Annotated in this window: 12 protein-coding genes and 1 riboswitch; of the genes, 9 read left to right on the top strand and 3 right to left on the bottom strand. The window is 60.6% G+C overall.

The annotated features are described in order from the left end of the window. Nucleotides 1-211: hypothetical protein (locus E0L15_RS12265; RefSeq protein ID WP_206020629.1), on the bottom strand; the 211-nt coding region annotated here is incomplete at its 3' end. 5 nt (nt 212-216) lie between these two features. Beyond that, the gene (locus E0L15_RS11265) at nt 217-606 is read right to left on the bottom strand and encodes a hypothetical protein (protein ID WP_168125666.1); all 390 of its coding nucleotides are present in this window, start codon (nt 604-606) and stop codon (nt 217-219) included. Nucleotides 607-905: 299 nt separating this feature from the next. After that, a riboswitch (TPP riboswitch) is annotated at nt 906-1,012 on the top strand. A gap of 53 nt (nt 1,013-1,065) precedes the next feature. On the opposite strand from E0L15_RS11265, the gene E0L15_RS11270 reads away from it, so the two are divergent. The 5 genes from E0L15_RS11270 (at nt 1,066) to E0L15_RS11290 (ending at nt 5,675) form a co-directional block, all read left to right on the top strand. After that, nucleotides 1,066-1,368: a thiamine-binding protein gene (locus tag E0L15_RS11270; protein ID WP_168125667.1), complete on the top strand. Its 303-nt coding sequence runs from the start codon at nt 1,066-1,068 to the stop codon at nt 1,366-1,368. Further along, complete coding sequence (locus tag E0L15_RS11275) at nt 1,334-2,125, top strand: ABC transporter permease (RefSeq protein WP_087369413.1); 792 nt, start codon at nt 1,334-1,336, stop codon at nt 2,123-2,125. Before E0L15_RS11270 ends, E0L15_RS11275 begins: the two co-directional genes overlap by 35 nt. After that, on the top strand, nt 2,122-3,150 hold the full coding sequence (locus E0L15_RS11280) for an ABC transporter substrate-binding protein (protein ID WP_087369414.1): 1,029 nt from the start codon (nt 2,122-2,124) through the stop codon (nt 3,148-3,150). Before E0L15_RS11275 ends, E0L15_RS11280 begins: the two co-directional genes overlap by 4 nt. Beyond that, complete coding sequence (locus tag E0L15_RS11285; RefSeq protein WP_343219388.1) at nt 3,147-3,893, top strand: ABC transporter ATP-binding protein; 747 nt, start codon at nt 3,147-3,149, stop codon at nt 3,891-3,893. Before E0L15_RS11280 ends, E0L15_RS11285 begins: the two co-directional genes overlap by 4 nt. A 180-nt stretch (nt 3,894-4,073) precedes the next feature. Further along, nucleotides 4,074-5,675, top strand: coding sequence for a CTP synthase (locus E0L15_RS11290; protein WP_168125669.1), 1,602 nt, complete (start codon nt 4,074-4,076; stop codon nt 5,673-5,675). 714 nt (nt 5,676-6,389) lie between these two features. Here E0L15_RS11290 and E0L15_RS11295 read toward each other — a convergent pair. Further along, nucleotides 6,390-7,457 (bottom strand): branched-chain amino acid aminotransferase, encoded by a 1,068-nt coding sequence (locus tag E0L15_RS11295; RefSeq protein WP_087232086.1) that lies wholly within the window; start codon nt 7,455-7,457, stop codon nt 6,390-6,392. A 351-nt stretch (nt 7,458-7,808) separates the two neighbouring features. Between E0L15_RS11295 and E0L15_RS11300 the strand changes: the two genes are divergently transcribed. The 4 genes from E0L15_RS11300 to tilS form a co-directional block, all read left to right on the top strand. After that, nucleotides 7,809-9,830, top strand: coding sequence for a DHH family phosphoesterase (locus tag E0L15_RS11300; protein WP_087392220.1), 2,022 nt, complete (start codon nt 7,809-7,811; stop codon nt 9,828-9,830). A gap of 205 nt (nt 9,831-10,035) precedes the next feature. Beyond that, a complete protein-coding gene (gene rplI / locus E0L15_RS11305) occupies nt 10,036-10,485 on the top strand; it encodes a 50S ribosomal protein L9 (RefSeq protein WP_087232080.1) in 450 nt (149 codons plus the stop codon). Between the two features lie 30 nt (nt 10,486-10,515). Further along, nucleotides 10,516-11,880: a replicative DNA helicase gene (gene dnaB, locus E0L15_RS11310; RefSeq protein ID WP_087232077.1), complete on the top strand. Its 1,365-nt coding sequence runs from the start codon at nt 10,516-10,518 to the stop codon at nt 11,878-11,880. Beyond that, the coding region (tilS, locus tag E0L15_RS11315; protein WP_168125668.1) for a tRNA lysidine(34) synthetase TilS at nt 11,880-12,995 on the top strand (1,116 nt) is incomplete at its 3' end. The genes dnaB and tilS, both read left to right, overlap by 1 nt.

Raw genomic sequence — 12,995 nt, forward strand, 5'->3', positions numbered from 1 at the left:
ATAAAAAGCCTGTTGGATATCCTAGAGCATACCTAACACGACCAGCTACTGTGCAAAACATTTTTTGTGAAACCATAAATTTACACAAAGATGTTTTACCTGAACCCGCATCTCCACAAAGAATGACGATTTGATAAGATTTGAAAGAGTTAATAATTTCTTTAGCTGTATTTTGTAGTGATTTCGTAAAAATGTAGTAATTATTCAACATTATAGTTACTCGTCCTCCGTACGCTTTATGGTTTCGATATGGGGCCTTATCATTTCGGAACGTCTTATCAATTCCTCCATGGAGGTACTTTTAGTTAATTCTTCAGTTGCTATATTGATTAGGGTTTCGTTGAAATCTTGTATGGCCGATTTTATCCTATTGTTTTTAGAATTAGAGTATGTACTAAATTTTGAAAAATAAACAACAGCAATTGCTATAGAAAAGAGACATGTCCAAAAAGAGGGGGAATTCCAGAAATGCCAGCTTTGATTCAAATCGTGAACAAAATCTCCAATGAACGTGCCGATAAATGCACCTAAAAGCAAGTTAATGAGTGGATCGATGAAGGGATATTTAATGTGTACTTTATGTACTTGCTTAACAAACTTTCTCATATAGATTCCCCATCGCGAATGATTATTAGTGTTATGATATATCGATTTATTATAAACATGATTATATCGTCAATATTAGGCAAGTTCAATGGCCAGTTCTAGGGAGTTATTGTAGTTCTGTGTGAAAGTAGGCTTAGTGCTAGACTAGCAAAAGCTACGTGTTTGAGAGTTGGAAGGGCAAAATATATCGAAAGTGAACTCTTTTGTTGGGAAATTTAAAATGTTAATGAATGTGCCAAGTATTGAACTATATGCAAATGATATTTCCGTTGACAACCGCCGAAAAAAGGACTAAACTGGCATGTCGACAGGGGAGCTCCAGGGAAGGAGCTGAGAGGCAGGTATATCCTGCGACCCTTAACCTGATCTGGGTAATGCCAGCGTAGGGAGCATCCGTGTTTTGTCATGCCCCGCCGGTATTGCCGGCGGGGCATTTTTTATGGATATGGAGGAAGTGCTATGAAAGCAAGTGTTGCCATTCAGAGTCTGCCCCAGGCAGACAACGACCAGGAACTGGTGCGCATGGTGGACGAGGTCATCGACTACATCCGCTCCACGGGCCTGGACTACTATGTGGGCCCCTTTGAGACCACCATCGAGGGGGACAACTACGACCAGCTCATGGATATTGTCAAGGAGTGCCAGCACGTGGCCGTCCGGGCGGGTGCCCCCAAGGTGTCCGCCTACATCAAGGTGGTCTACGAGCCGGAAGGGGAGATTCTCACCATTGATCAGAAAGTTACCAAACACCACCAGGGCTAAACTGCCCGGGATCGCCGGGGTGGCGGTGCTGCTGGTGGTGTGGCAGCTGGTGTGTGTGTCCGGGCTGGTGCCCAGTTACATGCTGCCCTCCCCGGTGCAGGTGGTCACCGCCTTTGTCACCGACGCCCCCTCCCTGTGGGAAAACCTGCTCATCACCTTGCAGGAGGCTGCCCTGGGCCTGTGCATCGGGGTGGCGGTGGGCTTTGTGTTCGCCGTGGCCATGGATGCCTTTGAATTGCTGTACAAGATTTTCTACCCCATTCTGGTCATCACCCAGACTATCCCCACCGTGGCCATTGCGCCCCTGTTGGTGCTGTGGTTTGGCTATGAGATGACTCCCAAGGTCATTTTGGTGGTGCTGGTCACCTTTTTCCCGGTGACGGTGGGGCTGCTGGACGGCTTCCGGGGGGTGGACCCCGACGCCGTGGGGCTGCTGCGCTCCATGGGTGCGGGTCGGTGGCAGATTTTCCGCTACTTGAAATGCCCCTGGGCTCTGCCCCAGTTCTTTTCTGGGTTGCGCATTGCCGCCGCCTACTCCATTGTGGGCGCCGTCATCAGCGAGTGGCTGGGCGGCTTCGGCGGCCTGGGCGTGTACATGACCCGGGTGAAAAAGGCCTTTGCCTTTGACAAGATGTTTGCTGTGATCTTTTTGATTTCCGCCCTGTCCCTGGCCCTCATGGCCCTGGTGGGGTGGCTGGAGCGGCGGTGCATGCCCTACCGCTCCGTGGATGAGGAGAAGAGGAGGAACAAAGGATGAAGAAATGGACATATCGTCTGCTGGCCGGGGCGCTGACCCTGGGCCTGGCGGCGTCTCTCACTGCCTGCGGGCAGAAGACCGAGAACAACACCCAGGACGGAGAGAAGGACCTGGAGAAGATCACCTTCGTGCTGGACTGGACCCCCAACACCAACCACACCGGCATCTATGTGGCCATGGCCAACGGCTATTTTGAGGATGCCGGCCTGGAGGTGGAGGTGGTACAGCCCCCCGAGGACGGCGCGGAGGTGCTGGTGGCCTCGGGCAAGGCCCAGTTCGGCGTGTCCTTCCAGGACTACATCGCCCCCGGCCTCATTGGGGACGACCCCCTGCCCATCACCGCTGTGGCTGCCATCATCCAGCACAACACCTCCGGCATCATCTCCCGGGCTGGAGAGGGGATGGACACCCCCAAGGGCCTGGAGGGCCACAAGTACGCCACCTGGGACCTGCCCGTGGAGAAGGCCACCATCCAGCAGGTGATGGAGGCCGACGGCGGCGACTTCTCCAAGGTGGAGCTCATCCCCTCCACCGTCACCGACGAGGTGTCTGCTCTGGAGAGCAAGTCGGTGGACGCCATCTGGATTTACTACGGCTGGGCGGGCATCGCCTGTGAGGTGGCGGGTCTGGACACCGACTACTTCGAATTTGCCGACATCGACCCGGTGTTTGACTTCTACACCCCTGTGATCATCGGCAACAATACCTATCTCAGCGAGCACGAAGAGGAGTCCAAGGCCTTTATGGCTGCGGTGACCCAGGGCTATGAGTACGCCATGGAGCACCCCGAGGAGGCCGCCCAGATTCTCATGGAGGCCGCCCCCGAGCTCAAGAGCAACGAGGAGCTGGTGGTGGCCAGCCAGAAGTACCTGGCCAAGGAGTACCAGGCGGACGCGGAGCGCTGGGGCGAGATGGACCCGGACCGCTGGAGCGGCTTCTTCACCTGGCTCAACGACAACCAGCTGCTGGAGGGCACCGTGGACCCCAACGCCGGATTCTCCAACGACTACCTGCCCCAGAAGTGACCGTGGACAAGCTGGAAGTACGCAACGTCAGCCTGGCCTTTGGAGACAACCAGGTCCTCCGTGATGTGTCCATCCACCTCAAGGAGGGGGAGCTGGTGTGCCTGCTGGGGGTGAGCGGCGGCGGAAAGACCACCCTGTTTAACGTCATTTCCGGCCTGCTCCGACCCGATGAAGGGCAGGTGTTTCTGGACGGGGAGGACGTGACGGGCCAGCCCGGCCGCATCAGCTACATGCTGCAAAAGGACCTGCTGCTGCCCTACCGCACCATTGAGGACAATGTGGCGCTGCCGTTGATGCTGCGGGGGATGAAGAAGAAAGAGGCCCGAGCCCAGGCCGCCGCCCTGTTTGCCCAGTTCGGGCTGGAGGGCACCGAGAAGAAGTGGCCGGGGCAGCTGTCCGGCGGCATGCGCCAGCGGGCAGCCCTGCTGCGCACCTACCTGTTCTCCCAGAACGTGGCGCTGCTGGACGAGCCCTTTTCCGCCCTGGACACCCTCACCAAGTCCTCGGTGCACGAGTGGTATTTGAAGGTGATGGAGGACATTCGCCTGTCCACCCTCTTCATCACCCATGACATTGACGAGGCCATCCTCCTCTCCGACCGCATCTATCTTCTCATGGACGGCCGCATTGGGGAGGAAATCGTGGTGCAAGAGCCCCGGCCCCGCCACGTGGAGTTCAACCTCACCCCGGAATTTTTGGCGTACAAGCGGCGCATCATCGCCGCCCTCCACGCCCAGGGGTGAGAGAGTTACATTTTATACCAGAAAGTTACCCCCGTACCACCGGGAAATTGGCGAGGCCGTGCCTTGACTTGTCCCGGGGTACGGGGGTAAAATATTTCGTATTATTTTTTGACAGGGCCGGGCAATGGGGTCCGGCGCAAGGGCGCATCTTCCTGTCCAAAGGAGGAAGCACATATGGCCATGAATACGAAATTTATCTTTGTCACCGGGGGTGTGGTGTCCGGTCTGGGCAAGGGCATCACCGCCGCTTCACTGGGCCGCCTGCTGAAACAGCGGGGGCTGCGGGTGAAGGTGCAGAAGCTGGACCCCTACCTCAACGTGGACCCGGGCACCATGAGCCCCTACCAGCACGGAGAGGTATTCGTCACCGACGACGGGGCGGAGACCGACCTGGATTTGGGCCACTACGAGCGGTTTATTGACGAAAACCTCACCTTCAACTCCTCGGTGTCCTCGGGCAAGGTGTACTGGAACGTGTTGAACCGGGAGCGGCGGGGGGACTATCTGGGGGGCACGGTGCAGATCATCCCCCACATTACCAACGAGATCAAGGCCAACATCTACTCCCTGGAGGGGCCCGACACCGATGTGGCCATTGTGGAGATTGGCGGCACCGTGGGCGACATTGAGTCCCAGCCCTTCTTGGAGGCCATCCGGCAGGTGGCCGCCGAGCGGGGGCGTCAGGATGTGATGTTCATTCACGTCTCCCTCATTGTCTCCATTCCCGGCTCTGGGGAGCTCAAGAGCAAGCCCACCCAGCACTCGGCCAAGGAGCTTCTCAGCCTGGGGATTCAGCCGGATGTCATCATGTGCCGCAGCGATGCCCCCATTCCCCAGGATATTTTGGACAAGATTGCCCTGTTCTGCAACATTCCGGTGGAAAACGCCATCCCCAACCTCACCGCCGACATTCTCTATGAGGTGCCCCTGATGCTGGAGCGGGAGGGGCTGGCCAACGTGGTGGTGCGTCGTCTGGGGCTCATCTGTCACGCCCCCGACCTCACCGAGTGGGCCACCATGGTGTACCGGGCCAAGAACGTGAAAGACACCGTGGAGATCGCTTTGGTGGGCAAGTACGTCTCCCTCCACGACGCCTACCTGTCCGTGGTGGAGGCCCTCACCCACGGCGGCATTGAAAACGACGTGAAGGTGCACATCCGCTGGGTGGACTCCGAGACGGTCACCCAGGACAACGTGGCCCAGGTTCTGGAGGGCGTGCAGGGTATTCTGGTGCCCGGCGGCTTTGGCAACCGGGGCATTGAGGGCAAAATTTCCGCCATCCGTTACGCCCGGGAGAACAACATCCCCTTCCTGGGCATCTGCCTGGGCATGCAGCTGGCGGTGGTGGAGTTTGCCCGCCATGTGTGCGGCATGACCGACGCCCACTCCTCCGAACTCAATCCCGCCACCACCCATCCCGTCATTGACCTGATGCCCGACCAGGTGGGGGTCACCGACATGGGCGGCACCATGCGTCTGGGCAGCTACCCCTGCCACCTGGTGGAGGGCACTCGGGCGGCACAAGTTTACGGTGCTCTGGACATCCACGAGCGCCACCGCCACCGCTACGAGGTGAACAACGCCTTCCGGGAGGAGCTAACCAAGGCGGGGCTGGTGCTCTCCGGCCTGTCCCCGGATGGACGGCTGGTGGAGATGGTGGAGCTGCCCGACCACCCCTGGTTTGTGGCAGGCCAGTTCCACCCCGAGCTGAAGAGCCGACCCAACCGGGCCCATCCCCTGTTCCGGGGCTTTGTGGGGGCGGCGAAGGCGTACCAGAAGTAAAGATACACAAAAGCGGATGCAGCTGTGGAAGTTGCATCCGCTTTTTCGACTTATTTCTCAGGTGTGGGACCTGCGCCCCTGGCAGGGGACGCGCTCCGCTGGGCCCGATTTCTCAGCGATGAGAAATCGGGGAAAGAATCGCTTAGGGCTTTCCCCCCTAAGAACCTCCCTGGGGTACGAGGCTGGGCCTGCGTCAAGGCTATGTTCGGCCCGTCACCCTTGCTGTGGCTCCTGGTACTGCCACCACACCAGGCCACCCTGGGCAGCTGGCCCTATGGCTGAGTGATTTTCACATCCGGGCCTACCCTGGCCAAGCGGCGTTCCCGCCGCCGGGAGCCAGGCTTCCGGCAACTGGGAACAGTTGCATACCAGGGTAAGGCCCTGGCAATAGAAGTGCTGTCTGCCAGAGAAACAGGAACATTCTGTAGAATATCCATGCCATCTATGTGACCTCGCCGGGCCAAGGGCCGAAAACAGGAAGGTGCACGTTCCACCCAGTACCGCGGGGTGGATTCCACAAGGCGGGGGAAGGCCCCGCCTTTGGTGGTCTTTGGTTCCTTTCTGGCAGCAGAAAGGAACCCCCAGCGGGGAGCGTCCCCACCAGGCTGGCAAGCCTGATTGCGAAAAGTTGAAGAAGGGTGCACCTTCTCCATCACGCCCATGGATTTCGGACAAAAAGGACGCTGCACATGGAATGCAGCGTCCTTTTTCAACTTATTCCACAGGTACCACCCAGCCGTGGGTGTCGGGAATGGTGCCCCACTGGATGCCGGTGAGGGTGTCGTACAGCTTCTGGGTCAGGGGGCCGATGTTGCCGCCGCTGACCTCCACCTTCTGGTCCTCCCAGGCCAGCAGGCCGATGGGGGAGACCACGGCGGCGGTGCCGGTGCCCCAGGCCTCTTCCAGGGTGCCCGCCTTGGCGGCGTCAAACAGCTCCTGGGCGGTGACCAGCCGCTCCTCCACGGGGATGCCCCAATCACGCAGCAGTTCCAGGCAGCTCTTACGGGTGATGCCGGGGAGCACGGAGCCGGTGAGCTGGGGAGTGATGACGGTGCCGTTTACCTTGAACAGCACGTTCATGGCCCCCACTTCCTCAATATACTTGCGGTGCACGCCGTCCAGCCACAGCACCTGAGAGTAGCCCTGGGCCTCTGCCCGTTCTCCGGCCCGGATGGAGGCGGCATAGTTGCCGCCGCACTTGGTGTAGCCGGTGCCGCCCCGCACCGCCCGCACGTCCTCGCTCTCCACGTAGATCTTCACCGGGTTGATGCCCTCGGGGTAGTAGGCGCCCACGGGGCAGCAGATGATGGCGAAGAGGTAGCTGTGGGAGGCGTGCACACCCAGGGAGCAGTCGGTGGCGATGATGAAGGGGCGGATATACAGGGAGGTGCCCAGTTTGTTGGGCACCCAGGCCTCATCCACCTTCACCAGAGCCTTCACCGCCTGGACGAAGTCCTCCTCGGGAATCTCGGGGATGCACAGGCGCTGGCAGGAGGAGTTCAGACGCCGGGCGTTTTCCACCGGGCGGAACAGCTGCACCTTGCCCTCCGGGGTGCGGTAGGCCTTCAAGCCCTCAAAAATTTCCTGGGCGTAGTGGAACACCATGCAGGAGGGCTCCATGGACAGGGGGCCGTAGGGCACCACCCGGGCATCGTGCCAGCCCTGGCCGGCGTCGTAATTCATCAAAAACATGTGGTCGGTAAAGGTCTTACCGAATTGCAGGGTGTCGGGGTCGGGCAGGGGCTTGCGCTGCTCCGCCAGCTTGACTTGAATATCCAGCATGGAACTCGTCTCCTTTACACAGTAAAGCGGTAAATGCTCGGGGTGAGAAGATTGCGTCAACCGAGAACTTCGGCTGACGCAAATACCTCCAGGCAGATACCTGAATGATTGGTAAAAACTATTATAGCAACTGGGACGGGGATGTGCAATGGCATTTTATCCAATCTCTTCACATTTCTTGCGGCCCTTCCATTTTGATTTCCAATCCCTTGTTTTTACGGGTGGGATTTGATATAATAATTCATCTGTATGGAGTTTTGTATTTTTCCGGGGAACGGGGGCGAAAAACCGCCCAAACACCCCGGAGGACCCCTGTGAGACGGGGATTTTGGGACAAAAGGAGTGAATGAGATGAATCGGACATTGTCCCGGCTGCTGGGCCCTCGATTTGGCCTGTACTTTTTGGTTATGATTGTCTTTGCCGCCATCACCGCCCTGCTGGGCAATGTGCAGATGGCCTTGGGAGAGGCTGCGGTGGTGCTGGTGCTGTACCTGCTCTACCTCCGGGCCTCTCTGCTGCGCCGCCGGGAGGCCACCCGGTACCTGGACCAGCTGCTGGGCAGCGTGGACGAGGCCACCCGGGACAGCACCCTCAACTGCCCCCTGCCGGTGATGATGTTCCGCCCCGACACCGAGGAGATCGTGTGGTCCAACGACCGCTTCCTCCACCTGTCCGGGGACCGGAACCGCCTGTTTGACACCAAACTCACCGACATTGCCCCCCAGTTTGACAGCCGCTGGCTGCTGGAGGGCAAGCACGAGTGCCCCCACGAGGTGGCCATGGGCCGCCGCCGCTACCAGGTGTTCGGCAACGTGGGCCGCACCCAGGAGGAGGGCCAGGAGAGCCTGCTGGCCACCACCTACTGGCTGGACGTCACCGAGGCCAGCAATTTGAAAGAGATCTACCAGGCCACCCGTCCGGTGGTGGCCATCCTGCTGCTGGACAACTACGAGGACACCATCAAGGGGCTGCCGGAAAATGTGGCCTCCAACATGATCGCAGACATCAACCAGCGCATCTCCCAGTGGATGGGGGATGTGGGGGGCATCTTCTGCCGCCTGGACCGGGACCGCTTCCTCTACATCTTTGAGGAGCAGTATTTGCAGGGGTACAAGGAGGAGAAGTTCTCCATTCTCGACTCCATCCGCCAGGTGCAGACCCCCAACGGCATCTCGGTGACCCTGTCGTTGGGGCTGGGCGTGGACGGGGAGACCCCGGCGGACCTGTACCGCTTTGCCTCTCTGTCCGTGGAGATGGCCCTGTCCCGGGGCGGCGACCAGGCGGTGGTGAAAAACCGCTTCAACTTCGAGTTCTTCGGTGGCCGGGCCAAGGAGACCGAGAAGCGCACCAAGGTCAAGAGCCGGGTCATGGCCTCCGCCCTGGGCGAGCTGGTGGCGGACGCCTCCTGTGTGTTCGTCATGGGCCACGCCGCCGCCGACATGGACGCCGTGGGCGCTGCCGTGGGCGTGTGCGCCATTGCCCGCAAGAAGGGTGTGCCCCACTACATCGTCCGGGAGAGCGGCCCCACCCCCGCCGACCAGCTGTACCGCAAGCTGGAGGGGATGGAAGAGTACAAGGACCTGTTTTTGGACAGCCAGGAGACCCTCTTGAAGGCAGACTCCCGGTCCCTGCTGGTGGTGGTGGACACCAACCGCCCCGAGCAGGTGGCCAGCCGAGAGGTGCTCCAGTCCTGCAACAAGGTGGCGGTCATCGACCACCACCGCCGGGCCGCCACCTACATCGAGGGCGGCGCCCTCTACTTCCACGAGCCCTACGCCTCCTCCACCTGTGAGCTGGTCAGCGAGCTGCTGGGCTACCTCATGGAGCCCGGGGAGCTGCTGCGGGGCGAGGCAGAGGCCATGATGGCGGGCCTGATGCTGGACACCAAGAACTTCACCATGCGCACCGGAGGCCGCACCTTCGAGGCCGCGGCCTTCCTGCGCCGGGCCGGAGGGGACACCGGCGAGGTGAAGAAGATGTTCCAGACTGGCCTGGCCGATACCGTGGCCAAGTACGGCATCATTCAAAATGCCAAGATGTACCGGCAAGATATTGCCATTGCGCCGGTAGACCATACCGTCAATCGGGTCACAGCCGCCCAGGCGGCCGATGAGCTGTTGAATATTGCAGGCATCAACACCTCCTTCGTCCTCTATCCCGACGGGGACCGGGTGGTGGTGTCGGCCAGAAGCATCAACGACACCAATGTCCAGGTGATTTTGGAGGCCCTGGGGGGCGGCGGAAACGCCGGAGCCGCCGGAGCCCAGATCGCCGGGCAGACGTTGAAGCAGGTGACGGAATCCCTCATGGCCACTCTGGAGCGGTATTTTAAGACCGACGACCCGGAGGAGATGGGGGAAGAGGAGGAGTAAGTTCTCCCTAGGGGCTTTCTGAAAAGTCGAAATCATTGACTTTCCCAACAATCAACGCCAGCTACTGCGTTAAAAATGCTCGGAATCCACCCAGGATTCCTGCGCTTTTTGCCTTGTATCTGTCTGTTGCTTGTGGAAAATTCGGCGATTTCTTGGTTTTCAGATACGCCCTCCAAGCAAACCATATTTTTAGGAGGAACACATCATGAAAGTGATTTTACAGCAGGACGTGAAGGGCCACGGCAAGAAGGGCCAGATGGTGGACGTGTCCGACGGATACGCCCGCAACTTCCTTCTGCCCCGCAAGCTGGCGGTGGAGGCCAGCGCCGAGAACATCAACACCATGAAGATGCAGGATAAGGCCCGCCGCGCCCGTGAGGCCGAGGAGCGTCAGGCCGCCATGGACCTGGTGAGCCGTTTGAAGGAGTGCCCGGTGAAGATCGTGGCCAAGGCTGGCCAGGGTGGCCGCCTGTTCGGCTCTGTGACCACCAAGGAGATCTCCGAGGGCCTCAAGCAGCAGTACAACATCGACATCAACAAGTCCAAGCTGGTGCTGGCCGACCCCATCAAGGCCTTTGGCGGCTACGAGGTCAAGTGCAAGCTGGGCTATGAGATCACCGGAACCGTCCGTGTGATGGTCACTGAGGAGGCGTAAGATTACGCCCACAGTATACAACTGGGAGGGATGACAGTGGACGAATTCAATGGCCTGCGCCTGCCCCACTCGGTGGAGGCGGAACAGGCGGTGCTGGGCTCCATGCTCATCGACGACCGGTGTATTCCCGACGTGGTGGCCCGCCTGACCCCCGACGACTTCTATCTGCGGCAAAACCGGGAGCTCTACCAGGTGCTGTTCACCATGTTCAACCGCTTCGAGACCATCGACCCGGTGACGGTGCTGGACCGCATGAAGCAGGCGGGGGTGTACGACGAGAACACCTCAGTGGCCTACCTGCGCCAGCTCATGGAGATCACCCCCACGGCGGCCAACGTCATGGAGTACGTCAGCATTGTGGCCGACAAGGCCCTGCTGAGAAGAGTGGGGGAGACCGCCGGGGAGCTGGAGGAGATGGTGCGCAGCGAGAGCGGCACCGCCCAGCAGATTCTGGAGGCCGCCGAACAGCGCATTTACGCCATCCGCCAGGGCCGCTCCGCCCAGGGCATGACCCACATCGCCACGGTGATGAGCCAGGTGTGGGAGACCATCAAGGAGCGGCAGGAGAACGGGGCGGAGTTCCCCGGCATCTCCACCGGCCTCATTGACCTGGACCGGAGAATTTCCGGCCTGAATAACTCCGACCTTTTGATTCTCGCCGCCCGACCCGGTATGGGTAAGACATCTCTGGCTCTGAACATCGGCCTGGAGGCGGGCAAGCACTCGGGCAAGAGCGTGGCCATCTTCTCTCTGGAAATGAGCCGGGAGCAGCTGGGTCTGCGCCTTATTTCCACCGAGTGCCTCATTGACAACAAAAAACTGCTCACCGGCCGCATTGTGGGGGAGGAGGAGTGGTCCCGGCTGGCCATGGCGGTGGCTACCCTCAGCCAGGCCAAGATCTACATGGACGACGACTCCTCCCTGTCCGTGGCGGACATGAACGCCAAGTGCCGCCGCATCAAGGATTTGGGGCTGGTCATCGTGGACTACCTCCAGCTGATGACCTCCGCCGGGGGGCCCACCCGGGCCAGCGACAACCGCCAGCAGATTGTCTCCGACATCTCCCGTTCCATGAAGCTCATGGCCAAGGAGCTCAACGTCCCCGTCATCTGCCTGTCCCAGCTCTCCCGTGCCAACGAGAGCCGGGCGGCGGGCCAGCGGCGGCCCATGCTCTCCGACCTGCGGGAATCCGGCTCCATCGAGCAGGACGCCGACATCGTCATGTTCATCTACCGGGAGAGCTACTACGAGGACGACACCGAGAACCCCAACGTGGCCGAGTGCATTGTGGCCAAAAACCGCCACGGCGAGACGGGCACTGTCATGCTGGAGTGGCGGCCAGAGTTCACCACCTTCCGCAATCTGGCCTACAACTACGACGAAGAGGACTACTGATGGCAGAGCTGTTTTCCTACCACCTGATTGCCCCCGGCGACCGGGTGCTGTGCGCGGTGTCCGGGGGAGCCGATTCCATGTATCTGCTCTGCCGCCTCTTGGACGGGGCGAGCCGGGGCGGCTACCAGGTGGGGGCCGCCCACTTCCACCACGGCATCCGGGAGGCCTCCGACGGGGAGGAGGACTTTGTCCGCACTTGGTGTGAACGCCACCAGGTCCCCCTCCATGTGGGCCACGGGGACGTGCCCGCCGCTGCCGCCCAGCGGGGGCAGGGGGTGGAGGAGACCGCCCGGGCGCTGCGCTATGCCTTTCTCTACGACACCGCCCGGCGGGAGGGGTACACCCTCATTGCCACCGGACACCACGCCGGGGACCAGGCGGAGACGGTGCTCATGCACCTCATCCGAGGCTCTGGACTCCAGGGCCTGCGGGGCATTCAGCCCCGGCAGGGGATGCTCATCCGCCCCATGCTGGAGGTGACCCGGGAGCAGGTGGAGGACTACCTCCGCCGCCGCCACGTCCCCCACGTGGAGGACGAGAGCAACGCCGACCCCGCCTACACCCGCAACCGGATGCGCCACCAGGTGCTGCCCCTGCTGGGGGAACTCAACCCCCAGGCGGTACACCACATCGCCCAGGCGGCGGCCAAGCTGCGGGAGGACGCCCAGCTGCTGGACACCCTGGCCCAAGCTGTGCCCGGGGTGATGGAAGGGCCGGATGGGGTGGCGGTGGACATTTCCCAGCTGCTGGCCCAGCCCAGACCCCTGGTGATGCGGCGGCTGGCCCAGGCCCTCACCGGGCTGCACATCCACCCCTCCCAGGTGTACCTGGATGGGCTGTATGGACTCATGGCCCAGGCCCAGAGCGGGGCCCGGCTGGATTTGCCCGGCTATGTGGCCCGGAAAAGCTGGAATCGGCTGGACATCACCCCCGTGAGGGAGAAAACCCCCCTTTGCCCGGTGCCCCTTCGGGACGGATACACCCCGTGGGGGGAATGGCGGGTGGAGTGCCGCACGGCGGTATGCCCCCAAGAGAACAGGGAGGGGCTGTGGCTCATCCCCGGGGACTATGTGCTCCGCCCCAGAGAGGTGGGGGACACCCTGCAATTGCCCAAG

Origin of the sequence: Pseudoflavonifractor sp. SW1122, from assembly GCF_012027765.1 — a bacterium.
GTDB classification, from domain to species: Bacteria; Bacillota; Clostridia; order Oscillospirales; family Oscillospiraceae; genus Enterenecus; species Enterenecus faecium.

What these genes read in the sequence shown, in the direction of transcription:
- E0L15_RS11265 (WP_168125666.1), bottom strand. Translation starts at nt 606, where the DNA reads ATGAGAAAGTTTGTTAAGCAAGTACATAAAGTACACATTAAATATCCC.
- E0L15_RS11270 (WP_168125667.1), top strand. Translation starts at nt 1,066, where the DNA reads ATGAAAGCAAGTGTTGCCATTCAGAGTCTGCCCCAGGCAGACAACGAC.
- E0L15_RS11280 (WP_087369414.1), top strand. Translation starts at nt 2,122, where the DNA reads ATGAAGAAATGGACATATCGTCTGCTGGCCGGGGCGCTGACCCTGGGC.
- E0L15_RS11290 (WP_168125669.1), top strand. Translation starts at nt 4,074, where the DNA reads ATGAATACGAAATTTATCTTTGTCACCGGGGGTGTGGTGTCCGGTCTG.
- E0L15_RS11295 (WP_087232086.1), bottom strand. Translation starts at nt 7,457, where the DNA reads ATGCTGGATATTCAAGTCAAGCTGGCGGAGCAGCGCAAGCCCCTGCCC.
- E0L15_RS11300 (WP_087392220.1), top strand. Translation starts at nt 7,809, where the DNA reads ATGAATCGGACATTGTCCCGGCTGCTGGGCCCTCGATTTGGCCTGTAC.
- rplI (WP_087232080.1), top strand. Translation starts at nt 10,036, where the DNA reads ATGAAAGTGATTTTACAGCAGGACGTGAAGGGCCACGGCAAGAAGGGC.
- dnaB (WP_087232077.1), top strand. Translation starts at nt 10,516, where the DNA reads ATGACAGTGGACGAATTCAATGGCCTGCGCCTGCCCCACTCGGTGGAG.